Below are 26,027 nucleotides of genomic sequence, written 5' to 3'. Positions count from 1 at the left end.
TGAATATTTGCGCTGATGGGAACAGGATCATCCGGCGGCAGCGCGCCCCAGCCGGTCCCTCACCCCATCCCACTCTTGCGCGGCTGGCGGGTTCTCAATCCAGATCAGCTTGACGCCCTTGGCGTCAAAGTCTCGCAGCACAGCAAAAAGCTGCTGCGCGGTGGCCAGCGCGTCGTCGGGCATGCGGCGGTACAGCACTTTTTCGGACTTGATGCGCACGATGCTGCGCGCGTAAACGGCGATGTGGGCGGCCTCGGCGCCCAGCAAATCGAGCGCAGTCTGAATGGGGCCGGCGTCCATCAAGCGCACCTTGGCGTCGGGTGCGTAGTGCGCTTCCAGCGTGCCGGACGCACGCGGTGTATTACCCACGCCGAGAGCCTGCTGCTCGAATTCTTCCTTGCCCAGGACGGCTTCGCCGCAGGCCGCTTCGAGCTGTGCGCGTGTGAGGACTCCGGGGCGCAGCAACACGGGCCGCCCGCGCGTGCAGTCGACGATGCTGGACTCGATGCCGACATCGCAGGGTCCGCCGTCGAGCACCAGCAGGCTGTCGCCAAACTCCTGCTTCACGTGCTGGGCTGTGGTGGGGCTGACGCGGCCGAAACGGTTGGCGCTGGGGCCGGCCACGCCGGTGTCGCACGCTTTGAGGAAAGCCAGCGCGACGGGGTGCGAGGGGCAGCGCAGGCCGATGGAATCCTGGCCGCCGGCAGCCGCAGCCGCCACGCCCGGCTTACGCGGCAGGATCACCGTGAGCGGCCCGGGCCAGAAGGCTTTCATCAGGCGAGCGGCGAAAGGCGGCACGCTGCTGGCGTAAGCCTCTACCTGCACCGCATCGGCCACATGCACGATGAGCGGATGGTCGGACGGCCTGCCCTTGGCTTCAAAGATGCCGGCGACGGCTTTGTCGCTGGAGGCGTCGGCGCCCAGGCCATATACCGTCTCCGTCGGGAAACCCACCAGCCCGCCGGCCTGGATGCGGCGCGCGGCTTCAAGAATCGCCTCAGCGTCCGTGCCAGGAAGAATCATCAGAGGTAGTCCAGGCCGGGCAAGCCCAGGATGGATGCAGCCTGGCGCGCCGTGGCCGTGACTGAAACGACATCAGGGCCTGTGATGTTGAGATGACCCATCTTTCGGCCTGCGCGGGCTTCGGTTTTGCCGTAAAGGTGCAGGTGCGTGCCGGGCAGCGCCAGCACGGCCTGCCAGTCGGGTGTGCGCATCTTGTCATGGTCATCAAACCATATGTCGCCAAGCAGGTTCAGCATGATGGCCGGTGAATGCTGGCGCGGATGCGGCAGCGGAAGGCCGGCCATGGCATGCACCTGCAGGTCGAACTGCGACACGTCACAGGCATCCATCGTGTAGTGGCCGCTGTTGTGGGGGCGCGGTGCCATTTCATTGACGATGAGCGCACCATCGGCGCTGCCGTCGTTCACCAGGAAAAATTCGACGCAGAGCACACCCACGTAGTCAATGTGCTTTGCTATGGTTTTGGTAGCTGCTTGCGCTCGTTCGGCAAGGGCGGGAGGCATATTTCCTTCATAAGCCTGCGTCACCGCGAGGATGCCGTCGACATGCACGTTCAGCTGGGGCGCAAAGCTCACCACGCTGCCATCCCAGCCGCGCGCCACGATGACCGAGCATTCGGCTTTGAGCGGCAGCATTTTCTCGAGCACGCAGGGCACCTGCTTCAGGCCGGCCCAGGCGGTGGACAGTTCGTCCGTATTCTTGACACGGACCTGGCCCTTGCCGTCGTAGCCCATGCGCGCGGTCTTCAGGATGCCCGGCAGCAACCCAGCCGGCACGGCCTTGAGCTGTTCAGCCGTTTCAATCACGGCGTAGGGCGCGCAGGTAACACCTGCCAGCACAGCGGATTCGGCAGCGCTTGCGGTGAAGTGGGATTTTTCCTCGATGCGGTTTTGCGCGATGGCCACGGCAGCGGCACCCGGCGCCACGGGCCGTCCGGCGGCGAGCGCCTGCAGTGCGCCGGCGGGCACGTTTTCAAATTCAGTTGTGACGGCGGCGCACAGGACGGCCAGCTCGGCCAGGCCTTTTTCATCGCTGTAGCCGGTCTGGATATGGTGGTGGCTTACCAGGCCCGCCGGGCTTTGCGGATCAGGGTCCAGCACCGCCGTGAAGTAGCCCAGGCGCTGCGCGGCATGTACAAACATGCGGCCCAGCTGGCCGCCGCCCATCACGCCGAGCGTAGCGGGCCGGCCGGAAGCGGAGACAGTCCCCGGAAAGACCGGCAGCACCGGCAAACCGGAAGAAGGCGACGGAGGGAAAGAAGAAACGCTCATGCGGGCGGCAGCGTCATGGCGTGCGCGGCAGCGGTCTGCTCTGCACGGAAAGCCTGCAATTGGGCTGCCAGCGCCGGGCTGTGCAGGGCCAGCATGGCCACGGCGAACAGGGCCGCATTGGCCGCGCCGGCGTTGCCGATGGCAAACGTCGCCACCGGAATGCCCTTGGGCATCTGGACAATGCTGTGCAGCGAGTCGACGCCTTGCAGATGTTTGCTGGCCACCGGGACCCCCAGCACCGGCACGGTGGTCTTGGCGGCCAGCATGCCGGGCAGGTGAGCCGCACCGCCGGCGCCGGCGATGATGGCTTGCAGGCCGCGGCCGCCTGCATTTTCCGCATAAGCGAACAGCTCGTCAGGCATGCGGTGGGCCGACACCACACGCGCCTCGTGCGCCACGCCGAACTGCGCGAGGATCTGTACGGCATGCTGCATGGTCTCCCAGTCGCTGCTGGAGCCCATCACCACGCCGACCAGGGGCACAACTCCAGAGCTCGTCGAATTGTTGCTTGTTGTCATTTAGGGGACCTTCGAGGCCGGGTTGCAGGCTGCTTACCCGTAAGTTCTGATTTTAAGGGCAGCTCACCGGTGAGCCGCGCCTTGCGTGCTACGCTCTTGCCTCCCGGGTGCCACACTGCGCCGAACCGGTTGAAAAAACACCCTCACACCCCAACTCTGCCAGACCATGATCGACGTCACCATTGCCAACTTTGAAGCGGAAGTCGTTACCGCGTCCATGACCACACCCGTGCTGATCGACTTCTGGGCGCCATGGTGCGGCCCCTGCAAGTCCCTCGGGCCCATCCTGGAAAAAGTGGAAGTGGAGTATGCCGGCCGCTTCAAGCTGGTCAAGATCGACTCCGACCAGGAGCAGCAGCTGGGCGCCGCCTTTGGCATCCGCAGTATCCCGACCTGCATCCTGATGATGAACGGCCAGCCGGTGGACGGTTTTGCCGGCGCCCTGCCCGAAGGCAAGGTCAAGGAATTCCTGGACAAGCATTTGCCACCGGCTGAAGAGCAGCCCGAAGAGCCCGAGCTGTCGCTCGAAGAAGAAAGCACTGACCCCGCCGCCGTGCTGGAAAAACTCCAGCACGCCGTGGCCGCCAACCCGGCTGACGACAACGCCCGCTTTGACTATGTGAAGCTTTTGCTGCAACTTGGCCGCGAAGACGACGCCAAGGTGGCGTTTGCGCCGGTGATTGCGCAAACCACGGTGGTGCGGCGCTTCGACTCGCTCAAACGCTGGATGGACGCTATGGACTTTGTAGCTTCCGGCGCTCATGGAGCGGGCGCAGCAGCCGGGTTTGACGCAAAAATTGCAGCCAACAAACGCGACTTCGCTGCCCGCTTCGACAAGGCCCGCTGGCTGATGGCGCAGCAACGCTGGACCGAAGCGCTGGACGAGCTGCTGGAAATTTTGATGCGCGACAAATCCTGGAACGAGGACCTGGCGCGCAAGACCTACATCGCTGTGCTCGACGTCATGGAGGCGCCCAAACCCAAGGTGGCTGATGGGCAGATTCCACCGGAAGACCCTGTCGTAGCCACGTACCGGCGCCGACTTTCAAGCGTGGTGTTGAGCTAACTCCCGCCGTTAGCCCCCAATCAGCAGGGGCCGCGGAGCGGGCTTTGCCCGGCCGCAGGCGCCGCCCCCTGCAAGGGGGAGGAGGCGCAGCCTCCATGGGGGTGTTTAATTCTTCAGGCGGGCGAGGGCCTCTTGGTACTTGGCGGCGGTCTTGGTAACCACGTCAGCCGGCAGGTGCGGCGCAGGCGGCGTTTTGTCCCAGGGCTTGCCATTGATGCGCACGGCTTCCAGCCAGTCGCGTACAAACTGTTTGTCGTAGCTCGGCGGATTCAGGCCAGCGGCGTAGGCGGCTTCGTAACCCTCGATCGGCCAGTAGCGCGAGGAGTCGGGGGTCAGCACCTCGTCCATCAGCGTCAGCGTGCCGTCTTCATCCAGGCCGAACTCGAACTTGGTGTCGGCAATGATGATGCCCTTGGTGAGCGCGAAGGCGGCGGCGGTGCTGTAGATCTCGATGCTGATTTTTTTGATCTGCGCGGCGAGCTCGGGGCCGACAACCTTGACCACCTGCTCGTAGCTGATGTTTTCGTCGTGCTCGCCGGCTTCGGCCTTGGCCGCCGGCGTGAAGATAGGTTCAGGCAGCTTGCCGGCGTTTTTGAGGCCCGCGGGCAGCGGCACACCGCACACGGCCTGGCTCTCCTGGTATTCCTTCCAGCCGCTGCCGGCCAGGTAGCCGCGCACCACGGCTTCGACCGGAATGGGTTTCAGGCGTTTGACCAGCATGGAGCGGTTGACGACTTGCGGCACTTCAGCCGGAGTGACCACGCTCTCGGGGGCTTCGCCGGTCAGGTGGTTGGGGCAGATGTGGCCGAGCTTGCCGAACCAAAATAGCGCCATCTGCGTGAGCAGCGCACCTTTGCCGGGGATGGGCTCGCCCAGGATGACGTCGAAGGCGCTGAGCCGGTCGCTGGCCACCATCAGCAGCCTGTCTTTGCCCACGGCGTAGTTGTCGCGCACCTTGCCGCGCGCCAGCAGGGGCAATGATGTCAGGGCAGAGGTATGAAGTGCTTGGGTCATGGTGGGCGGCAACGTAACGGAAGTGAGTCAAAGTAAAAAGCCCGCGCGACTCGCAAGAGTCCGCGGGCTTTGAATTATCGCCAATCCGTGAGGAAGGCTGGCGGGAATTTCAATGAACGACTTGTGCCAGTTCGCCTTTGGCGTACTTGGCGGCCACGACCTGCAGGTTGTCGCCCTTGATCTTGGCGCCCTGGCCTTCGCAGCCGAACTGGATGTAGCGCTGCTTGCAGACCTGCTTGGCGGCTTCGCGTGCAGGCTTGAGCCATTCGCGGGCATCGAACTTCTCGGGGTTTTCCGCCAGGAACTTGCGCACGGCGGCTGTCATGGCCAAACGGATGTCGGTGTCGATGTTGATCTTGCGCACACCATGCTTGATGGCTTCCTGGATTTCCTCGACGGGCACGCCGTAGGTTTCTTTCATGTTGCCGCCGTACTGGCGAATGATGGCCAGCAACTCCTGCGGCACCGAGGAGGAGCCGTGCATCACGAGGTGCGTGCTCGGAATGCGCTTGTGAATTTCCTTGATGCGGTCGATCGCCAGGATATCGCCGGTGGGCTTGCGGGTGAACTTGTAGGCGCCGTGGCTGGTGCCGATGGCGATGGCCAGTGCGTCGATCTGCGTGCGCTTGACGAAGTCAGCGGCCTGCTCGGGGTCGGTCAACAACTGCTCGCGCGTCATGGTGGCGTCGGTGCCGTGGCCGTCTTCCTTGTCGCCCTTCATGGTTTCGAGCGAACCGAGGCAGCCGAGCTCGCCTTCCACCGTCACGCCGTATTTGTGCGCGAGCTGGGAGACTTTCTTCGTCACTTCGACGTTGTATTCATAGCTGGCGATGGTCTTGCCGTCGGCTTCGAGCGAACCGTCCATCATGACCGACGAAAAACCGAGATCGATGGCGCCCTGGCACACATCCGGGTTCTGGCCGTGGTCCTGGTGCATGACCAGCGGGATGTTGGGATACATCTCAATGGCCGCTTCGATCAGGTGCTTGATAAAGGGCTCACCGGCATACTTGCGGGCGCCTGCGCTGGCCTGCAGGATGACGGGCGCGCCGGTCTCTTTGGCGGCTTCCATGACGGCTTGCACCTGCTCAAGGTTGTTGACGTTAAAAGCCGGAATGCCGTAGCCATTGACTGCCGCATGGTCCAGCAGCTCGCGCATAGAAACGAGTGCCATGTGTGATATCCCCAAAAGTTAGAAAACACTGCCAGAAGGCGGGCTCTTCGCGAGGCCCCACACAGTAAAAAAGCTGCCTGGAAACGCCCGTAACCGCGAAGTAACCGAAGCCCTGATTCTAACGTTTACCCGAATAGGGAGGGATGGCCGAACTTGTGTCTGAATGCGTGCGTGTAAGCACCGTTCACCCCCGTCCGGGCTCACTGCGTGTAGCCCGTTCCCCCCTCGAGGGGGCGGCGCCTTGGGCCGGCGAAGCCGGACCCTTGGCCCCCACTGGTCAATACGCCCCGCTAGTTACGCCGCTGACCTCTTCAAGCCAGCATGAGCCGTGGAACCGGCTTGCCGGGCCACAGGCAGGCGCCCCCTCGGGGGGCAGCGACCCACACGCAGTGGGAGAGCGTGGGGGCCATACCTTTAGGCCACCCTGCAGATTTTCAGCATGTTGGTGCCGCCCGGCGCGCCCATGGGCTCGCCGCAGGTAATGGCATAGATGTCGCCGCTTTCGACGATCCCGCGTTTTTTCAAGTGTGCCTCGGCGTCGCCGAGCGCGGTGTCGCGCTCGACGCTCTGGTCCACCAGCAGCGGCCTGACATTGCGGTACAGCGCCATCCTGCGCTGTGTGGCCAGTTTGGGGGTCAGCGCGTAAATCGGGATGTGAATACGGTGGCGGCTCATCCACAGTGCCGTAGAGCCCGAGTCGGTCAGCGCCACAATGGCTTTGCAACCCAGATGATGGGCCGTGAACAAGGCCCCCATGGCAATGGACTGGTCAATACGGTCAAAAGTCATGCCAGTGAAGTCGGCGTCAAGTTTCACGTCCTCGGCTTTTTCGGCTTCAGCGCAGATGTTGGCCATTTCGACAATGGTCTCCAGCGGATAGCGGCCGGCGGCGGTCTCGGCCGAGGTCATGACGGCGTCGGTGCCGTCGAGCACCGCGTTGGCCACGTCGCTGACCTCGGCGCGCGTAGGCACCGGGTTGGTGATCATGGACTCCATCATGTGGGTCGCGGTGATGACCACCTTGTCCAGTTCACGGGCCATGCGGATCATGCGTTTTTGCAGCGCCGGCACGGCGGCATTGCCGACCTCGATGGCCAGGTCGCCGCGCGCGACCATGATGCCGTCGCTGGCCCTGCAGATGGCTTCCAGGTTCGGGATGGCCTCGGCACGCTCAATCTTGGCGATCAGGCCGGGCTTGTGGCGTTGCTCGGCGCCGGCCACATTGCACAGCTGGCGCGCCATTTCCATGTCACTGGCGTTCTGCGGAAAACTCACCGCGACGTAGTCGGCCTGGAAACTCATCGCAGTGCGAATGTCTTCCATGTCCTTGGCCGTCAGCGCCGGCGCCGTCAGCCCACCGCCCTGCTTGTTGATGCCCTTGTTATTGGACAGCACGCCGCCGACTTTAACCGTCGCATGGACCTGCTCGCCCTTCACTTTGTCGACCGTCATGACGATCAAGCCATCGTTGAGCAGCAGGGTGTCGCCGGCCTTGACGTCGCGCGGCAGTTCCTTGTAGTCCAGGCCCACGCCGTTGATGTCACCGAGTTCGGTGCGGGACGCATCGAGCACAAATTTCATGCCCTGCTCAAGCTGGACCTTGCCTTCGGCAAATTTGCCGACGCGGATTTTCGGGCCCTGCAGGTCGGCCATGATGGCGACCTCGCGCCCGGCGCGGGTGGCGGCTTCCCGCACCAGCCTGGCGCGGTCGATGTGGTCTTGCGCCGTGCCGTGGCTGAAGTTCAGCCGCACGCAATTGACGCCGGCACGAATCATCTGCTCCAGCAAGGCCGGATCGCTGGAAGCGGGGCCAAGGGTGGCAACGATTTTGGTGCCGCGGCGCTGCATCTTCATGTGTGTCTCCTGTAATTTAGTTTCCGATTTTCACATGGAAACGGTTACAGGGGCGTTACCAAATGAGGAGCCAGAGGCACCGCAGTGGCAAGGATGCGAGACCGCACAACGCCGCAGAGCAATTGCCGAACGCCTTGGCTCAACACCTCGGCAACCGCCTGTCCGTCAAGTAAAAAAGCCGTCACAAGCCAATAAGAACGAGAGCAAGCAGCTCCCGATAAAGGAGCAGGTCGGGTTCAGCTCACCGCGCGTTTTTGCAGGATTTCGAAGGCCGGCAACGTCTTGCCTTCCAGCACTTCAAGAAAAGCGCCGCCGCCAGTCGAGATGTAACCCACTTGCTTTTCAATGCCGTACTTGGCGATGGCAGCCAGCGTATCGCCGCCGCCGGCAATGGAAAATGCGCTGCTGTTTGCGATGGCGCGCGCAATTCCCTCGGTGCCTTTGGCAAACGCGTCAAATTCAAACACGCCGACCGGCCCGTTCCAGACAATGGTTCCGGCCGCCATGAGCTGTGCGGCAAGCCGCGCAGTAGTTTGGGGGCCAATATCCAGGATGAGATCGTCATCTGCCACATCGGCGGCGGCCTTGACGGTCGCTGCGGCGTCGGCGGCAAAAGTTTTGGCGGTCACCACATCGGTGGGGATGGGTACCTCGGCGCCACGCGCCTTCATGGCGTCAATCACCGCGCGGGCTTCGGCCAGCAGGTCTGGCTCGGCCAGGCTCTTGCCGATGTTGAGCCCCGCAGCCAGCATGAAGGTGTTGGCGATTCCGCCGCCCACGATGAGCTGGTCCACATTGGCGGCCAGTGATTTGAGGATGGTGAGCTTGGTCGACACCTTGCTGCCCGCCACGATGGCGACCAGGGGCCGGCGCGGGCTGGACAGCGCCTTGGAGATCGCGTCCATTTCAGCGGCCAGCAGCGGGCCGGCACTGGCCACCGGCGCGTATTGCGCAATGCCATAGGTGGAAGCCTCGGCGCGGTGCGAGGTGCCAAAAGCGTCATGCACAAACACGTCGCACAGCGCGGCCATCTTGCGCGCCAGCTCTTCGCTGTTTTTCTTCTCGCCCTTGTTGAGGCGGCAGTTTTCCAGCAACACCACCTGGCCTGGTTTGACATCAACGCCGTCCACCCAACCAGGGACGAGCGAAATATCGCGTTTCATCAACTCGCCGAGGCGTCTGGCCACGGGCGCCAGCGAATCTTCAGGCTTGAATTCACCTTCCACGGGACGGCCGAGATGGGAGGTCACCATGACGGCCGCGCCGGCGTCCAGCGCCATCTGGATGCAGGGAATGGACGCGCGGATGCGCGTGTCTTCGGTGATGTTGCCGTTGTCGTCCTGCGGCACGTTGAGGTCGGCACGGATGAACACGCGCTTGCCGGCAACTTTGCCGCTGGCGCACAGGTCGGAGAAACGGATGAAGTTCATGAAAGGCTCACAAAAATGGAAAAGGCTTTGGGCTACTGCACCCAAAGCCTCAAATTGTAGGTTGCCGCACACCCCTGGCCCGTCAGACAAAGCCGGGGATTCCTTCCCATTCAGGCCATGTCAGATTGACCTTGCACAACGACACCCTGCTCCTGTCGCGGGGAACTGAAATTTACGTATCAAATTGACCTCTAGCCCCCATGAAATGGGCGCAAGTAGCTATTAATTCAGTAGCGTCAACACCAAGCGCGATGCGAAGCAAGCCGCACCAAGGCCAGCATGAGCCGTGGAACCGGCTTTGCCGGGCCACAGGCGGACGGCCCCCTCGGGGGGCAGCGCATTACACGAAGTGAAAAGCGTGGGGGCTCACCATCCAAGCCCCATATGCAGTGGCAGGTACACCGCCATGCCAGCCAGGATGGTGCCCAACACGCCGCGGCGCCAGTAATACCAGGCGGTGCCTGCCGCCACGGCAAAGAGGCGTGCATCTTTCCAGGTGGAAATAAGGTGCCCCTGGCTCATCACCATTTCCGGGATGATCACCGCAGCCAGCGCGGCAATGGGCGCATAGTGCAACCCGCGCTGGGCCCAGGACGGCAGGGTCCACGGCTTGTTCGACAGGAAAAAGAACGAGCGGGTGATGACCGTCATCAGCGTCATCCCGGCGATGGTCGCGACGGTCCACAGGTCAGTCTGGTTCATGCGGCGCCCCCTGTTCCGGTTGTGCCTGCGGTGGAAGGTTTGGCCGGTTCCGGTTTTTCCAGCAACAGGCAGACGACGACCGCGGCTGCAATGCCAACCAGGATATTCAGCTTGAGCGGCAAAGCGAAGGTGGCCACCGCAGCGGCACCCGCAACGCCAGCAGACACGATACGCAGCCGGGTGGTGGCCAGCGAACACATGATGCCCAGCAATGCCAGAATACCCGCGAAGCCCAGACCCCAGGACAGGGGAATCGAATTGGCCAGCGCGATGCCCAGCATGCTGGCGCCCACCCAGCTGACCCAGCTCATTGCACAGCTACCGGCCCAATAGGCATCCTGTGCGGCCATGACGGCAGGGTCCGTCGAAGGGTGGGGAAAGCGCTTGGTGAACAACACGTAGTTCAGGTCAGCCATGCCGTAGCCGCTCAGCAGGCGCCGCCAGACACTTTGGTGCATCACATAGGGGCGCAGATGGGCGCTGAACACCATGAAGCGCAGGTTGACGCAAAACGATGTGGCGATGATCACCCACATGGGGGCGCCGGCCACGATCAGGGGAAGCGCGGCCAGTTGCGAACTGCCGGCAAAAACCAGTATCGCCATCAGCAACACCTCGATAAGGCTCATGCCCGACTTGACCATCGCCACACCGGTCATCAGGCCCCAGGCGGCGATACCCGGTGCGACGGTGGCCAGTTCGCGCACCCCGAGCCGGAAGTCTGGATGCCTGAACAATGTTTTCACAAAAATCCCACCCTGTTGTGTCCGGTCATTTTCAGCGTCCCTGTGCAGCGCTGTCCGGCTGAATGAAAACCATGCCGGGTCGGATCTCAAACCCACGCAGAAACTCGGATGCATCCAGCGCCTTGCCGCCGGCTTTCTGGAGCCGGCTCACACGCAGGACACCTTTCCCCGTGCAAATGTCCACGCCTTGAGGCCCTACGGCAAGGACTTCACCAGTCTGAAACCCGGCCGGCCGGCCCTCATCCGGCAGAGCTTCGCCGCGCCAGAACTTGAGCGTCTGCCCATCCACAACACCGGACGCGCCCGGGAAGGGGTCGAATGCCCGGATGCGGCGTTCCAGTGCGGTGGCGCTTTGCGACCAGTCCAGCAGGGCTTCGTGTTTTTCAATTTTGTGCGCGTAGGTGATGCCGGCTTCAGGCTGGGGAACAGCTTCAAGGCTCCCGCAGGCGGCGATCTCCAGCGCCTCAACAATGAGCCTGCCGCCCAGCTGGGCCAGCTTGTCGTGGAGAGAGGCCGTGGTGTCGTTTGGGGCGATGCGCAGCTTTTCGGTCAGGAGCATGCCGCCCGTGTCCAGCCCGGCGTCCATTTGCATGATGGTGACGCCGGTTTCCGGATCACCGGCTTCGATGGCTCGATGGATAGGCGCGGCGCCGCGCCAGCGCGGCAGCAGCGATGCATGGATATTGAGACAACCCAGCCGGGGGGCATCCAGAACCCATTGCGGAAGAATGAGCCCATAGGCGGCCACCACCATGACGTCCGCGTGCGCTGCAGTGATCGCTTCGCGCACCGCGGCTGCATCGTCAGGAAACTTGCTGTCAAGCCGCAGGCTTCGGGGCTGTGCGATGGGTATATGCGAAGTTTCCGCCCACAGCTTGACGGGCGAAGCCTGCAATTTCATGCCGCGGCCCGCAGGGCGGTCGGGCTGGCTTAGTACAAGGGGGATCTCAAAACCGGCGGCATGCAGTTTTTCAAGGGCAACACGGGCGAACTCAGGGGTACCGGCAAAAATGACACGCATGGCGTCCGATTCTAAGGACTCCCAGGGAAATCCCGCGTGCCCGGCACGCGATACAACCGCTGATGTGCTGGCAGGTTAACGAGCCGAGTCCCGCTCCTCGTCCTTCTTTTGCTTGATCATCTTGGTTTTGATACGGTTCCGCTTCAAAGGGGACAGGTATTCCACAAACACCTTGCCCATCAGGTGGTCCATTTCATGCTGGATGCAGACCGCCAGCATGCCTTCGGCGTCGTGCACCTGCAGCTTGCCATCAAGGTCCAGCGCCTGGACCTTGATGGCGGTAGAACGTTCGACGCCGTCATAAATACCGGGCACCGACAGGCAACCTTCGTCACCCACGCGTGTTTCCTCGCTGGCCCAGACAATTTCCGGGTTGATCAGCACCAGTGGCTGACTCCGGTCCTCGCTGACATCAATCACTACCAGGCGCTCATGCACATCCACCTGGGTTGCCGCCAGGCCAATGCCTGCCGCCTCGTGCATGGTTTCAAGCATGTCGTCGACAAGCTTGCGCAGGCGGGCATCAACGGCCGCCACGGGCTTGGCAACCGTGTGCAGGCGGGGATCGGGGTAACGAAGAATGGTTAACTGGCTCATGGGGGAAGGCTGGGCAATGGGTGAGATGTCGCTATTTTCGCCACTTTTCTCTGTTTTTCGGCATCCTGATATTCCCAGAATCGTGTATTCGTTGCTTAATCAAGGGCTTAGGTACAAAATCGTTAGTGATTTATCAAGATATAGACGCGGTTTTTTTGTGGGGCCAAGCCCCAAAAATACCGTATCAGCCCAATAAAAGCGCCGAAGGCCTACAAGATGCAAACAATTTCTGGTCGTTTCAGTCAAATTTCAATAGCCGCCGCAGCTCTTTTGGGCATCTCGGTTGGCCTGCATGCTCAGAACTTCCCCATCACGGCCGATCAGAAAGCCACGGCTACACAGGTGGCCCAGACGGGCGTTCCGCTGGGGGACCTGGCTCCCAATGCGCCCGATACCTATACAGTCAAACGCGGCGACACCTTGTGGGCAATTTCAGGTTTATTCCTCAAAAATGCCTGGCGTTGGCCCGAGCTGTGGGGTATGAACCTCCAGGACATCAGCAACCCACACCGCATTTACCCGGGACAACAGCTCTATCTGGAAAAGTCCAATGGGCGTGCCGTTTTGCGGACCCGCCAGGCCCAGACCGATGGTCCGCCGACGGACACCGTACGTGTTTCTCCACGCACCCGCTTTGAAACACTGGCGGACGCCTCCATTCCCACGCTGGCACCCAACCTGATCGAGCCCTTCCTGAATGAAGCCCTGATTGTTGACGAGGCCATGATTTCCAATGCGCCCCGCATAGTGGCGGCCCAGGAGGGCCGCGTACTGCTTAGCCGCGGAGACCGTGCCTATGCCCGCAGCCAATACGGTGCCGGCAGCACCAATGGCAAGCCCTTGAGCATTGATAAGGGCGAACCGGTCAATTACCGCGTGTTTCGCAACGCAACGCCGCTCAAAGACCCGACTACCAAGGCCATCCTCGGTTATGAAGCGCAATACGTCGGCAAAGCGGAAATTGCACGTGGCGAATCCGTCACGGGAAGTACCGGTAAAGACGGCAAGCCACAATCAGAAATTGTGCCGGCGACGATCGACATCGTTGCTACCAAGGAAGAAATGCGCGTGGGTGACCGGCTATTGGTTGAACCGCCACGTGAGTTGCTGAATTACATACCGCATGCACCTTCTACTACGGTTACAGGACAGATCGTCTCGATTTACGGCAGTGCCGTGACCAACGCCGCGGAGAACCAAGTCGTGGTTATCAATCGCGGCGCCAGGGACGGCCTGGAACGTGGTCACGTCATGGCCATTCTCAAGGATGGCGAACGACTGCAAGACAAAACCGACAGCAGCCGCACACCAATCAAACTGCCCAACGAGCGAAATGGCCTGATGATGGTATTTCGCACTTTTGACGCGCTGTCCTATGCACTGGTTTTGCAAGTGACCGACGGCGTGAAAGTGGGAGACCGTTTCGTCAACCCTAATTAATTGGCGTAAAGCCGCCGCACGACGCTCAACGGACTGAATTGATCGCCATTCGGGATAAGTTCTCGAATTCGTTGAGCCCGCCCCCTTCCTCCCCGACCTTGGCAATCACGTGGAAAAACAAGAGCTCCAGGCCTGGTTGCGCCTGACCCTCTCGACGGGAGTGGGGAATGAGAACTCACGAAAACTGCTAGCCGCATTTGGCTCCGTACAAGCGATTTTTGAGCAAAGTCCGGCAACATTGGAGCAGATGGGTTCCGCAAAACTGGCACGAGCAATCCAGACGAAGCCCCCGAATTTGACGGCCCAGCTGCAAATGACCCTGGACTGGCTTCAGGCCGGTGACGACCGGCGGGTAGTAGCGCTTGGAGATACGGCCTACCCATCAGCCCTGCTCGACATTGCAGATCCCCCTCTGATGCTCTATTTGCTCGGCAAGCAAACTCGCTTGCTGGATGCGCCCTCGAAGCACAGCTCCTCCCATCTCGCCATTGTAGGCAGCCGCAACCCGACGCCGCAGGGTGAAACCAATGCACGGCAATTCGCCAAGACACTCGCCGGCGCGAATCTTTGCATTGTCTCGGGACTGGCCTTGGGCATTGACGGCGCGGCGCATGACGGCGCCATGCAAGCCGGAGGGAATACGATTGCAGTGGTCGGAACCGGTCTTGACCGTGTTTATCCCAAAAAGCACCTCGAACTGGCGCACCGTATTGCCCAACAAGGCATGCTGATCAGCGAATTTCCCCTCGGTACGCCGCCGCTGACCGCGAATTTCCCGAAGCGCAACCGCATCATTTCCGGCCTGTCTCTGGGCACTTTGGTCATCGAAGCTGCGCTGCAATCCGGCTCACTGATTACCGCACGGCTGGCGGCGGAACAGGGCAAGGACGTGTTTGCCATTCCTGGCTCCATCCATTCTCCCCAGTCGCGCGGCTGCCATGCGCTGATCAAGCAAGGGGCCAAGCTGGTGGAAACTGCGCAGGACGTGCTGGAAGAGCTGAACCTTCCCGCGCGGGATACAGCGGAGTGTATGCCGGCAGTCGGGGAAGCCAACCCGTGGCCAGGGTCCTCTTCCTTAGCCGCCCTGACCACCGCGCTGGGATTTGACGTGGTGAGCCTGGATACCCTGCAGGCACGAACCGGAATTGAAACCCCTCTATTGCAAGCGCAGTTGCTTGAACTGGAGCTTGATGGACAGGTTTTCAGATTGCCCGGCGGCTTGTTCCAGCGGCGCGCTGACGCATAAAAGACCGCACATTTTTGCCAGCTTGACAAGCATGCCGCCAACTGCGTTATATTGGATGCATGTTCGAAGTACTTGTGTACGTCTACGAAAATTACTGGCAAGGTGACGCTTGCCCCGAACTTCAGCGGCTTGGCCGCAAATTGACGGCGGCGGGTTTTGAAGCGGAGGAAATCCAGGCGGCCCTTATCTGGCTCGACGGGTTGAATGCCGCCGCTCAAGGTACGCAAATCAGCCTGCCGGCAAGCGCCTCGTCAGATCTCACCGAACCCGGTGCACGCGCTCTCATCCAACCCCAATCTCCGGATAGCCTGCGCGTCTATTCGGTCGCCGAACAGACGCATCTTGGCGCACAGAGCTTGGGATTTGTGAGCTTCCTTGAAGCATCCGGCGTGCTGCCCCCCCATATGCGCGAGATTGTGATTGACCGCGCCATGGCGGCACCAGGCGATCCGGTCACGCTGGATGACCTGAAAATCATCGTGTTGATGGTTTATTGGAGCTTTGGGGAAGAACCCGATGCGCTCGTTCTGGACGAATTGTGTGATGACACCGAAGGTCGCCTGGCCCATTGAGCAGCGCGGCAGTGCAAACATGTTTCTGAGCCGGTATCGGCGATGCAGGACCCGACTTTAGCCGAGTAAACGTTCCGGGTTCGCGTCCAGTTTGGCGAGAGCATCGCGCGTTGCGCGCACCGTAAGTGCTTCCTCTTCCGTGGGCACCAGCAAACCCGACTGCAGATAAGCTGCGAGCCTGCGCGCCTGGATCAGAAAATTGCGGCCATCGGCAGAAGCAAACAGATGCAACTGCTTGCGATCACTGCACCAGGCAAACTGCACATGGCTGATCTTGCCATTGTGGTCCAGGCTGAACCACGTACCGACCTGGAGCTCTCGTGCCCATGCGCGCATGGCTTCCGTAGGCTGGCTGCCGCCGTCGGCAATCACCTCAATATCGGTGGCATCGATACCAATCATGGTGACCAGACTGTCCGTATCCAGAGGCAGGTCACCGACATCCTCGTCGGAAAGATAGTCTTCCAGGTTCATCAGCCGCTTGGCCATGATCTCTACCCGCTCCATGGAAATGGTGTCGGTTTTGGACATGAACGCATCGGCCAGCGTGTCACTGATGACTTTCAGGTGCCCATCCTGATCGGCTACGCCCAAGCCAAGCATCGACATTCCCAAACGCAGCAGCTGCAATAGCTTCGGCAAATCCGCAATCACGCGGGCACGGTCATTGCGGTTGGGTTTGGCGCTTGCGGCCCACACCAGGTCAGCAGCAGCCCGCTTGAGGGTGATGGTTTCCTCGTGCTGCGGGCCATTTTTCATCGCGGCAATTGCCAGCACCTCGGCCCAGACCTTAAACAGGAATTCGCGGATTTCGTCCCGAACCGGCATGTCGTTGAGCATGTTTCGCATCTCAATGGTGTACTGGATCGTCATGGTCTCTTTTTGCTCGACCTGCTGGGCCACACTCACCACGCGGGCTGCACTACCATGTTCCGAAAGGAATTTGGACAAGAACTTTTCAAATTCATCGTAAACCAGCTGGAATACCCTGCGGCCTGTTTCAGGATATTGCTCAATCACCTGGACAATGCGCTTGACTTCCGATTCCATGGCACCACCGGACACCGTGACATCGAAACCCAGCACGCAAGAGCCCATGCGGTCAATCAGCCGGCGTGCAGGATGTTGCAGCGACTCAAAAAACTCGGGTTCGGAAATCGCCACGCGCAACACAGGCATCTGCAGTCGGGCAAACCAGACACGGATCACGGGTGGAATGCGGTCTTCGGCAAGAATGCTCTGAAACATCAACGCCACGATTTCGATCGTCGCTTTTTCGGATGACGTTGAGGCGGCCTGCTTGAGGGTGTTGGTACGCTCCCGCAGGGCACTTGCGGCGTTGTCTACATGCACCTGTCCATAAATCTGACCTTGCGCGTCCGCCAGCAAGGTACGCTCTGCGCCGGTTTCCTCCAGTTTCTGCACGCTCGCCATAGCCTGCGTGAGCTGAGGCGAAGCCTGCGTGGGCCGCGTATCGTCGAAACCCGCAACCTGATTGGACAACAGGCGCTTGAGATGCCCCATCACGCCCTGAGCCCGCATGCGCGCCCTGGCGAGCGGCGTCGTTGCCGTTTGCATGCGCGTTTCATCGTAGACAGCATTGCCTTGTCTGGCAGTACCTGGCTGCGAAGCTGCGCCCGTCCGGTCCATACTGGGGGGGGTCGCGCCGGCCGAGCCCGAACCCGAACGGTCGCCGGCTGCTGGAGAATGCCCCGCTCCTCTGTTCTGGATACGGTGATCCACATCACTGCCTTTACCGGCGCCAAAACTGTGCCCTGCGCCGCCCTCGGCTCCGCCCGTCCTGAATCTCGATTCGCTCCCCGGGTTGTCCCTGCCCGTCGCAGGGGCAACCATCTTTTTGGCGGAGGCACCGGCATCCGCGGCGGAAGGCGTGCGCTTGACCAGTGGCCGCAAATCAATCTCCGCCATCACGCCCTGTTGCACCAAAAACTCATTGGTCGCGTGGTAAGTCTCAAGAAGGTGCGTGCCCATGTCCTGCTGAATGACATCCTGGACAACAAGCCAGACATCCCGCGGCAGCAATGCAAGGCTCCATTGTTCAACCATGTGCTGCGCCAACACTTCCGGACGAAGGATGTCCTGCTTGTGCAATTCAGTAATAGCTTCCAGATTCTGGATGCGCAGCCGGAGGTCGTTCAGCTCCCAGCTCACGAAATCCAGCAAACGAAGCGCAAGTCGGGATGCGAGGATTTTGTCCTCCATCACGTCGTTGCCCATCAATTCAAATTTGCCGCTGTCGGCGAACCTTGAGGGTGAATTTGCTGCAGGAATCGATTGGGCGTTGGTCCAGGCAGTTGTAGTGGCACGAACCCAGATGGTTCCGCTTTTCTGGAAAGCCATCCAGGCGTCCCGCCGGTCCTGCATTTCCCGGACACCGCCAGGCTGATCAACCAAGGCCGTCAGCCGGTTTTGGATGGTTTTCGCCAGGGCTGGCAGCACACGTACAGCACGCTCCACAAACAGCGCACGTGCCTGCTCGACCAGAAGCCTGTTATTTTTGTTACTTGGAGCCACAACCGCCCTAGGATGATTAGGTCATAGCTTACACCGTGGCCCCGGCATTTGGGTCATTGGGATCTTCGTCTTTCTTGGGTGGCCCCTTCACCAGGTCCTCGCGGCGGATACCCAGCCACATCGCAATGGCCGCTGCAACAAACACCGACGAGTAAATCCCGAACAGGATGCCGATGGTCAGCGCCAGGGCAAAGTAAAACAGGGTCGGGCCACCAAAAAGCAACATGGACAGCACCATGATCTGGGTGGAACCATGGGTAATGATGGTGCGGCTGATCGTGGATGTGATCGCGTTGTCGATGATCTCGGTTGTGTTCATCTTCCGATAGCGGCGGAAATTCTCGCGAATCCGGTCAAAAATCACCACCGATTCATTGACCGAGTAACCCAGTACCGCCAGCACCGCGGCCAGCACCGCCAACGAAAACTCCCACTGGAAGAAAGCAAAAAATCCCAGAATGATGACGACGTCATGCAAATTGGCGATGATGGCCGCCACGGCATATTTCCATTCGAAGCGGAAAGCCAGGTAAACCATGATGCCGAACACCACCATGGCGAGAGCTTTCAATCCGTCGTGGGCCAGCTCTTCGCCCACCTGCGGGCCGACAAACTCAGTGCGTCTCAGTGTGACATCCGGATTGGCCGTTTTCAAGGCGGCAAGTACTTTATCGCTCTGCTGGGCCGTGCTGACCCCTTTCTGGGCGGGCAAGCGAATCATCACATCCCGCGAAGTCCCGAAATTCTGGACCTGCACATCGGTCAGGCCCAATCCGGCTACGGTGTCCCGGATTTTTCCGACATCCGCTGCCTGGGTGTAACTTACCTCCATCAAGGTGCCGCCGGTAAATTCCACCGACAGGTGCAGGCCTCGCGAAAATAGGAAAAAAACCGCCAGCGCAAAAGTCGCAAAGCTGACCACATTGAAGATCAGCGCATGCCGCATAAACGGAATGTCGCGCCGGATTTTGAAAAATTCCATCTCGGGTCCTTGGGGAAACTCAGAAAAAGAAAGCCGGGATTACTTCGCAACCGTACCGGAGGTTGCAGGCTTCCACACGGTACCGATCGAAACTGTCTTGAGCTTTTTCTGGCGGCCATACCAGAGGTTAACCAAGCCGCGCGAAAAGAATACCGCAGAGAACATGCTCGTCAGGATACCTATGCAATGCACCACGGCAAAGCCGCGCACGGGACCGGAGCCAAATGCCAACAACGCCAGCCCAGCAATCAGCGTCGAAATATTGGAGTCAAGAATAGTGGCCCAGGCTCGCTCGTACCCCGCATGGATGGCCGCCTGCGGCGACGCCCCATTGCGCAGCTCTTCACGCACACGCTCGTTGATCAGCACATTGGAGTCAATGGCCATACCCAGTGCGAGTGCCATGGCCGCCATGCCGGGCAGCGTCAATGTAGCCTGCAGCATGGACAGCACCGCCACCAGCAGCAGCAGGTTGACAGCAAGCGCCAGACCGGAAAAGAGGCCAAAAAGCATGTAGTAGATCGCCATGAACGCAACGATCACGACGAAACCCCACGACACACTGTGAAAACCCTTGGCAATGTTCTCGGCTCCCAGCGTTGGGCCGATGGTGCGCTCTTCAATAATTTCCATGGGAGCGGCCAGCGAGCCGGCGCGCAACAGCAGCGCCAGGTCGTTCGCCGCATTGATGTTCATCGCGCCGGAGATACTGAACCGCGTACCCAATTCGCCGCGGATGGTCGCCACCGAAATGGCCTGGCCCTTGCCTTTTTCAAACAACAGGATTGCCATCGGCTTGTCCATGTTCTCGCGGCTTGTATCGCGCATGATGCGGCCGCCCTTGGCGTCCAGCGTCAGGGACACATTGGGTTCCTGCTTCTGCGAATCGAAACCGGCCTGGGCGTCCGTCAGGCTCTCGCCAGTCACCAGAATCTGCTTTTTGACGATCACCGGGCCGCCATTGATGTCAGGAAATTTTTCCGAACCAAACGGCACCATACCTCCGGTCATGGCGGCGCGCGCCTCAGCGCTGTCGTCCACCAGGCGCATTTCCAGCGTGGCGGTACGCCCCAAGATGTCCTTGGCCTTGGCGGTGTCCTGCACGCCCGGTAGCTGCACAACGATACGGTCTATGCCTTGCTGCTGGATCACAGGCTCAGCCACGCCCAGCTCATTGATGCGGTTGTGCAAGGTCACCATGTTCTGCTTGAGGGCCTGGTCCTGAATGCGGCGGGCTGCCTCAGGCTTGATCGTGGCCGTCAGCTTGTATTCCGTACCTTCCGGAACCTCAACGGTCTGCAGATCGGGAAACTGGTCTTGAATCAGGGCTTTGGCCGATGTCAGCGTTGAGGAATCACGTACCTTGATGTCAATGGCCTGCCCGCTGCGGGCTATGCCGCCATGGCGGATATTTTTTTCGCGCAAGGACACCCGGAGGTCTCCGGCCAGGGACTCAGCGCGCTTGGTCAGCGCAGCCTGCATGTCCACCTGCAACATGAAGTGCACGCCACCGCGCAAATCAAGCCCCAAATACATGGGAAACGCGTGCAGCGACGTCAGCCAGGCGGGCGAACGGGACAGCAGATTGAGAGCAACCACATAACCGGAGTCCGCCGCATCAGGGGCCAGTGCTTTTTGCACCGCGTCCTTGGCTTTGAGCTGCGTATCAGTATCGCCAAAACGCGCCTTGACGGAATTGCCGTCCAGGGTGATCAAGTCCGCTGCAATGCCGACATCCTTCAATGCCTGCTCTACCTTCGCCATCGTCGTACTGTCTATTTTGACGGTGGACTTGGCACTGGAAACCTGTACCGCGGGGGCTTCGCCGAAAAAGTTGGGAAGCGTGTACAAGGCTGCGATGATGAGCGCAACCACAATAATGGCGTACTTCCAGGCCGGATAACGATTCATGAGAGGGCTGTTCCTGGTGGGCGAATTAACAATCAGGCCTGTCGGCCTTTACAGGCCGCTAAAGCCTTATTTGGCTGGGTTGATGGCGCCCTTGGGCAGCACCTGGATGATCGCGCTGCGCTGCATTTGCACTTCCACACCAGGTGCGAGCTCCAGCGTCAGGTAGGCATCGCCCAGCTTGGTGACTTTGCCCAGCAAGCCGCCTGCGGTGGCGACCTCATCGCCCTTGGCCAACGCTTCAATCATGGCGCGGTGTTCCTTCTGCTTTTTCATCTGCGGACGGATCATCACGAAGTACAGCACCACAAACATCAGCACCAAAGGCAGCATGCCCGTGAGCGAAGACATCATGTCGCCGCCAGCGGCTGCGGCAGGAGCGGTTTGGGCAAAGGCAGAAGAAATGAACACGGCTAACTCCACAACGTAAGTAAAAACACATTGGCGCGCGCACCGTCCAGCACGGACGACGCACAGAGTCCACGATTGTATGCGGCAGGAAAGCCGCAGAAAGGGGTAACTGGCGCGGTTCAGGGGCTTTTCAAGCGCTGCTTCCGCGCAGATTCCCCCAGGCTTCGCAGCGGGAAGGCTCTGGGGCGGAAGAGGGAGGGCCGGAGCATCAAACCGGCCCTGGCCCTAGGCCGCTTTCCGCTGGGCGGTAGATTCCGAGGTACGGAAGGACGCCATCAATTCGGCCCATTGGGGCCGCGCGGCTGCGAGGTGGCGCGCCTTCACGTGGCCGTAGCCCTTGATCATCTCCGGAATACGGGCGATTTCTACCGCCGCGGCATGGTTTTCAGCGGTCAGGCCGACCAACACTTCTTCGATACTGAGCCGGTATTCCTCAATCAGTGCCCGCTCCGTCCGGCGTTCTTCGGTACGGCCAAAAACGTCCAAGGGCGTGCCGCGCAGGCCCTTGAGGCGGGCCAATACCTTGAACGCGCCCAGCATCCAGGGGCCGAACTGCTGCTTTTGAAGTTCGCCCTTGTCGTTTTTGGACGCAACCAAGGGTGGCGCCAGATGGTAGTTGAGCTTGAAGTCGCCTTCAAACATGTTGTTGACCTTGTTCAGGAAACCCGTGTCAGTGTGCAGGCGCGCCACTTCGTACTCGTCTTTGTAAGCCATGAGCTTGAAAAGATAACGGGCGACGGCTTCGGTCAGCAGCGTCTTGCCCAGCGGCGCCTCCGCGGCGCGCACCTTCTCAACGAAGGACTGGTAAGTCTGCGCATAAGCCGCGTTTTGGTAAGCCGTCAGGAAGTCGACCCGCTTGGCCAGCATGTCAGCCAGCGAGGGGCGCTTCACAAATTCGATCACCTGGGCCGCCTTGAACAAGGCCTGCACCGCTGCCAGGTCGTGCGCGCAGCGCCGGCCCCATTCAAATGCGGCCTTGTTGTTGTCAACCTGCACCCCATTGAGTTCGATCGCCCGCATGAGCGCAGCATGCGACAAAGGCACGCGGCCTTTTTGCCAGGTAAAGCCCAGCATCAGCGGGTTGGTATAGATCGAGTCGCCCACCAATTGCACAGCCACCTGCTCCGCATCGAAGCTTCCGAGCAGGTCAGCGCCCACCGCAGACGTCACGGCCGTTTCGCAATTGCCGCCGGGGAACTGCCAGGCAGGGTTGGTCACAAAGGCGGCCGTCGGCGTGCCGTGGGAGTTCATCGCCACATACGTACGGCCGGGCTGCATGACCGTCAGCGTGTATTTGCTGGCCGCGACAATCGGGTCGCAGCCAATCACCAGGTCGGCCTTGGCGGTGTCGACCTTGGTGGTGTAGATGGCTTCCGGCCGGTTGGCGATCTGGATATGGCTCCAGGTCGCGCCGCCTTTTTGTGCCAGGCCGCCTGCATCCTGCGTGACCACGCCCTTGCCTTCAATGTGGGCTGCCATGCCCAGCAACTGGCCGATAGTGATGACGCCGGTGCCGCCGACGCCACCCACCACGATACCCCAGGCGCTTTCAGCGACCGGCAGCACGGGTTCAGGAACCGCGAACAGGCTGTTCGGCGCACCCTTCTTGTCTTTCTTGGGTTTCTTCAATTGCCCGCCTTCAACGGTGACAAAGCTGGGGCAGAAACCCTTCACGCAGGAGTAATCCTTGTTGCAGGTGTTCTGGTTGATGCGGCGTTTGCGGCCGAATTCGGTCTCCAGCGGCTCCACCGAGAGGCAATTCGATTGGACCGAGCAGTCGCCGCAACCTTCACACACCAGTTCGTTGATGACGACGCGCTTTTCCGGGTCGGCCATGGTGCCGCGCTTGCGGCGGCGGCGTTTTTCCGTGGCGCAGGTCTGGTCGTAAATGATGGCCGTTGTGCCCTTGAGCTCACGGAACTCGCGCTGGATGCGGTCCAATTCGTCGCGGTGGTGCACCGTCACGCCGTCCAGCAGCGGCGCGCCGCCGTATTTTTGTGGCTCATCGGTCACGATGACCAGCTTGGCCACGCCTTCGGCGCGAAGGCTTTGCATGATCTGCAGCACCGAGTGGCCTTCAGGCCGTTCGCCGACCTGCTGGCCGCCCGTCATGGCGACCGCGTCGTTGTAAAGAATCTTGTAGGTGATGTTCACGCCGGAGGCGATGGCCTGGCGGATCGCCAGCAATCCACTGTGGAAGTAGGTGCCGTCGCCAAGGTTGGCAAAGATGTGTTCGTCAGTCGTGAAAGCCGCCTGGCCCACCCACGTCACGCCTTCGCCGCCCATCTGGGTGAAGGTGGAGGTGGAACGGTCCATCCAGGTCGCCATGTAGTGACAGCCGATGCCGGCCACCGCGCGTGAGCCTTCGGGCACGCGCGTGCTGGTGTTGTGCGGGCAGCCGCTGCAAAACCAGGGTGCGCGCTCGCCGGTGTCGGCCTTGCCAGCGGCCAGGGCACGCTCTCGTCCTTCGATGACGGCCAGGCGCTCGTCCATGCGGGAGATGATGTCGGCCGGCACGCCCAGCTTCTTCAGGCGCTTGGCAATCGCCTTGGCGATGATCGCGGGCGTCAGGTCGGCCTTGGCGCGCAGCAGCCAGTTGTCGCTCGGGTTGGAACGGCCCCATTCGCCGCCAGACTGGTCGCCTTCGGGTTCGTCGAACTTGCCCAGCACATTGGGTCGCACGTCAGCGCGCCAGTTGTAGAGCTCTTCCTTGATCTGGTATTCAATGACCTGGCGTTTTTCTTCGACCACCAGGATTTCCTGCAGGCCTTCGGCGAACTCACGCGTGATGGTGGCCTCCAGCGGCCAGACCACGTTGACCTTGTGCAGGCGTATGCCCAGTTGGTGACAAGTTTCTTCATCGAGTCCCAGATCGGCGAGCGCCTGCCGCGTGTCGTTGAAGGCCTTGCCGCTGGCGATCAGGCCGAAGCGGTCTTTGGGGCCGGCGATGACGTTGTAGTTGAGCTTGTTGGCGCGGATGTAAGCCAGCGCCGCGTACCATTTGTAGTCCATCAGCCGGGCTTCCTGCTCCAGCGGCGCGTCGGGCCAGCGGATGTGCAGGCCGCCGGGCGGCATCTCGAAGTCTTCCGGAATGATGATTTTCACGCGGTCCGGATCGACCAGGACGGAGCTGGACGATTCGACGACTTCCTGGATGGTTTTCATGCCCGACCAGACGCCGGAAAAACGGCTCATGGCAAACGCGTGCAGGCCCATGTCCAGGATGTCCTGCACGTTCGACGGGAAGAACACCGGCAGGCCGCAGGCCTTGAAGATGTGGTCGCTCTGGTGGGCAGCGGTGGAGCTCTTGGACACATGGTCGTCGCCGGCGATGGCGATCACGCCGCCGTGTTTGGCGGTGCCCGCCATGTTCGCGTGCTTGAAGACGTCCGAGCACCGGTCCACGCCCGGGCCCTTGCCGTACCAGATGCCGAACACGCCGTCGAATTTTTTGCTTTGCGGATACAGGTCCAGCTGCTGCGTGCCCCAGACGGCCGTGGCGCCCAGCTCTTCATTGACGCCAGGCTGGAACACGATGTTTTGCGCGGCCAGGTGCTTTTTGGCGGCCCATAGGGCCTGGTCATAACCGCCCAGCGGCGAGCCGCGGTAGCCGCTGACAAAACCGGCCGTATTCAGCCCCTCGATGGCATCACGTGTGCGCTGAAGCATCGGCAGCCGGACCAGCGCCTGGACGCCGCTCATGAAGGCGCGGCCATGGTCCAGGCTGTACTTATCGTCCAAGGTGACGGTTTCCAGGGCCTTGCGGATGTGTTCGGGTAGGGGCGCGTTCATGTTCGTGGGTCTCCAGGACTGTTTTTAGTACCGCCTTGTGGGCAGGCTGGCAGGAGGGTCACACCCGGATAGGGTGCGCCTCTAGTTGCATTCAAAGTGTATGCCGCCAGCCCAGATATGTCTTTGCTTTGTTTGCCCGATTTAGGCCACTTCCAGAAAGAATCTTGCTGCAGAATGGCACATATGGAAACATTAGATAAGTTTGACATCGCCATCCTGAATGAGTTGCAACTCGACGCGCGGTTGACCAACACGGAACTCGCTTCGCGCGTCGGGTTGTCGGCCGCGCCGTGCTGGCGGCGGGTGCGGGCGCTGGAGGAAAGCGGTTTTATCACCGGCTACCGGGCAGAGATTAACCGCCACAAAATCGGGTTGGGTGTGCTGGCTTTTGTGCGGTTGGACGCCGACCGCAACAGCGGCGACGCCACACGCCAGCTGGAAGAAGCCATCAAAAAGCTGCCTGAGATCGTTTCCTGCCACTACATCAGCGGCACCGGCACCTTTGAACTGCAAGTGGTGGCGCAAGACCTGGAAGCGTTCAGCAAGTTTGCGCTGCAAAACCTGATCAACCTGCCCAATGTGAAAGACCTGCACACCAGCTTTTCACTTGGGGAGGTCAAGGCGAGCAGCGCACTGCCGCTCGGGCACCTGACTCGGGCTGCAGCTTAAAATTCAAGCAAATAGTGCTCGCCACCCTTTATTAACGAGCACAACCAGCTATTGAT

21 protein-coding genes are annotated in these 26,027 nt (G+C 60.8%); 5 read left to right on the top strand and 16 right to left on the bottom strand.

What is annotated here, in order from left to right; all coding sequences use genetic code 11:
• Positions 1–27 precede the first annotated feature (27 nt).
• From ACQ4MS_RS10530 to purE, 3 genes are read right to left on the bottom strand one after another with little or no spacing between them, the layout of a single operon-like run.
• Complete coding sequence (locus tag ACQ4MS_RS10530; protein WP_431099452.1) at positions 28–1,023, bottom strand: L-threonylcarbamoyladenylate synthase; 996 nt, start codon at positions 1,021–1,023, stop codon at positions 28–30.
• Positions 1,023–2,294, bottom strand: a complete 1,272-nt coding sequence (locus ACQ4MS_RS10525) for a 5-(carboxyamino)imidazole ribonucleotide synthase (protein ID WP_431099451.1) — start codon at positions 2,292–2,294, stop codon at positions 1,023–1,025. The genes ACQ4MS_RS10530 and ACQ4MS_RS10525 overlap by 1 nt, the downstream gene beginning before the upstream one ends.
• Positions 2,291–2,812, bottom strand: coding sequence for a 5-(carboxyamino)imidazole ribonucleotide mutase (purE, locus tag ACQ4MS_RS10520; RefSeq protein ID WP_431099450.1), 522 nt, complete (start codon positions 2,810–2,812; stop codon positions 2,291–2,293). The genes ACQ4MS_RS10525 and purE overlap by 4 nt, the downstream gene beginning before the upstream one ends.
• Before the next feature lie 166 nt (positions 2,813–2,978).
• On the opposite strand from purE, the gene trxA reads away from it, so the two are divergent.
• Complete coding sequence (trxA, locus tag ACQ4MS_RS10515; protein WP_431099449.1) at positions 2,979–3,878, top strand: thioredoxin; 900 nt, start codon at positions 2,979–2,981, stop codon at positions 3,876–3,878.
• Between the two features lie 105 nt (positions 3,879–3,983).
• Here trxA and ACQ4MS_RS10510 read toward each other — a convergent pair whose 3' ends face one another.
• The 8 genes from ACQ4MS_RS10510 to def form a co-directional block, all read right to left on the bottom strand.
• Positions 3,984–4,892, bottom strand: a complete 909-nt coding sequence (locus tag ACQ4MS_RS10510; protein WP_431099448.1) for a phosphoribosylaminoimidazolesuccinocarboxamide synthase — start codon at positions 4,890–4,892, stop codon at positions 3,984–3,986.
• Positions 4,893–5,001: 109 nt separating this feature from the next.
• Positions 5,002–6,066, bottom strand: coding sequence for a class II fructose-bisphosphate aldolase (gene fba / locus ACQ4MS_RS10505; protein WP_431099447.1), 1,065 nt, complete (start codon positions 6,064–6,066; stop codon positions 5,002–5,004).
• 414 nt (positions 6,067–6,480) lie between these two features.
• Positions 6,481–7,914: a pyruvate kinase gene (gene pyk, locus ACQ4MS_RS10500; protein WP_431099571.1), complete on the bottom strand. Its 1,434-nt coding sequence runs from the start codon at positions 7,912–7,914 to the stop codon at positions 6,481–6,483.
• Positions 7,915–8,156: 242 nt separating this feature from the next.
• Positions 8,157–9,350 (bottom strand): phosphoglycerate kinase, encoded by a 1,194-nt coding sequence (locus ACQ4MS_RS10495; RefSeq protein WP_431099446.1) that lies wholly within the window; start codon positions 9,348–9,350, stop codon positions 8,157–8,159.
• A gap of 366 nt (positions 9,351–9,716) precedes the next feature.
• Positions 9,717–10,052, bottom strand: coding sequence for an AzlD domain-containing protein (locus ACQ4MS_RS10490; protein WP_431099445.1), 336 nt, complete (start codon positions 10,050–10,052; stop codon positions 9,717–9,719).
• On the bottom strand, positions 10,049–10,798 hold the full coding sequence (locus tag ACQ4MS_RS10485; protein WP_431099444.1) for an AzlC family ABC transporter permease: 750 nt from the start codon (positions 10,796–10,798) through the stop codon (positions 10,049–10,051). Before ACQ4MS_RS10485 ends, ACQ4MS_RS10490 begins: the two co-directional genes overlap by 4 nt.
• A 31-nt stretch (positions 10,799–10,829) precedes the next feature.
• The gene (gene fmt, locus ACQ4MS_RS10480) at positions 10,830–11,819 is read right to left on the bottom strand and encodes a methionyl-tRNA formyltransferase (RefSeq protein WP_431099443.1); all 990 of its coding nucleotides are present in this window, start codon (positions 11,817–11,819) and stop codon (positions 10,830–10,832) included.
• Positions 11,820–11,894: 75 nt separating this feature from the next.
• Positions 11,895–12,416, bottom strand: coding sequence for a peptide deformylase (def, locus tag ACQ4MS_RS10475; RefSeq protein WP_431099442.1), 522 nt, complete (start codon positions 12,414–12,416; stop codon positions 11,895–11,897).
• A 216-nt stretch (positions 12,417–12,632) separates the two neighbouring features.
• Here def and ACQ4MS_RS10470 point away from each other — a divergent pair, with 216 nt between their 5' ends.
• From ACQ4MS_RS10470 to ACQ4MS_RS10460, 3 genes are all read left to right on the top strand, one after another.
• Complete coding sequence (locus tag ACQ4MS_RS10470; protein WP_431099441.1) at positions 12,633–13,856, top strand: LysM peptidoglycan-binding domain-containing protein; 1,224 nt, start codon at positions 12,633–12,635, stop codon at positions 13,854–13,856.
• Between the two features lie 109 nt (positions 13,857–13,965).
• Positions 13,966–15,102: a DNA-processing protein DprA gene (gene dprA / locus ACQ4MS_RS10465; protein WP_431099440.1), complete on the top strand. Its 1,137-nt coding sequence runs from the start codon at positions 13,966–13,968 to the stop codon at positions 15,100–15,102.
• A gap of 59 nt (positions 15,103–15,161) precedes the next feature.
• On the top strand, positions 15,162–15,674 hold the full coding sequence (locus tag ACQ4MS_RS10460; RefSeq protein WP_431099439.1) for a DUF494 domain-containing protein: 513 nt from the start codon (positions 15,162–15,164) through the stop codon (positions 15,672–15,674).
• A 57-nt stretch (positions 15,675–15,731) separates the two neighbouring features.
• Here ACQ4MS_RS10460 and ACQ4MS_RS10455 read toward each other — a convergent pair whose 3' ends face one another.
• The 5 genes from ACQ4MS_RS10455 to ACQ4MS_RS10435 form a co-directional block, all read right to left on the bottom strand.
• Positions 15,732–18,209 carry a DUF1631 family protein gene (locus ACQ4MS_RS10455; RefSeq protein WP_431099438.1) on the bottom strand — a complete coding sequence of 826 codons (2,478 nt, stop codon included), beginning with the start codon at positions 18,207–18,209 and terminating at the stop codon, positions 15,732–15,734.
• Positions 18,210–18,237: 28 nt separating this feature from the next.
• A complete protein-coding gene (secF, locus tag ACQ4MS_RS10450) occupies positions 18,238–19,191 on the bottom strand; it encodes a protein translocase subunit SecF (protein WP_431099437.1) in 954 nt (317 codons plus the stop codon).
• 39 nt (positions 19,192–19,230) lie between these two features.
• Positions 19,231–21,102 (bottom strand): protein translocase subunit SecD, encoded by a 1,872-nt coding sequence (secD, locus tag ACQ4MS_RS10445; RefSeq protein ID WP_431099436.1) that lies wholly within the window; start codon positions 21,100–21,102, stop codon positions 19,231–19,233.
• A gap of 66 nt (positions 21,103–21,168) precedes the next feature.
• Positions 21,169–21,510 (bottom strand): preprotein translocase subunit YajC, encoded by a 342-nt coding sequence (gene yajC / locus ACQ4MS_RS10440; protein ID WP_431099435.1) that lies wholly within the window; start codon positions 21,508–21,510, stop codon positions 21,169–21,171.
• A 225-nt stretch (positions 21,511–21,735) separates the two neighbouring features.
• Positions 21,736–25,302 (bottom strand): indolepyruvate ferredoxin oxidoreductase family protein, encoded by a 3,567-nt coding sequence (locus ACQ4MS_RS10435; protein ID WP_431099434.1) that lies wholly within the window; start codon positions 25,300–25,302, stop codon positions 21,736–21,738.
• A gap of 183 nt (positions 25,303–25,485) precedes the next feature.
• Between ACQ4MS_RS10435 and ACQ4MS_RS10430 the strand changes: the two genes are divergently transcribed.
• Positions 25,486–25,971 (top strand): Lrp/AsnC family transcriptional regulator, encoded by a 486-nt coding sequence (locus ACQ4MS_RS10430; RefSeq protein WP_431099433.1) that lies wholly within the window; start codon positions 25,486–25,488, stop codon positions 25,969–25,971.
• Positions 25,972–26,027 lie beyond the last annotated feature (56 nt).

Origin of the sequence: Polaromonas aquatica, from assembly GCF_050626995.1 — a bacterium.
In the GTDB taxonomy this organism is placed as follows: Bacteria; Pseudomonadota; Gammaproteobacteria; order Burkholderiales; family Burkholderiaceae_C; genus Polaromonas; species Polaromonas aquatica_A.
The sequence above is the reverse complement of the archived record's forward strand: the minus strand, read 5'-3'. Positions and strand labels throughout refer to the sequence as shown.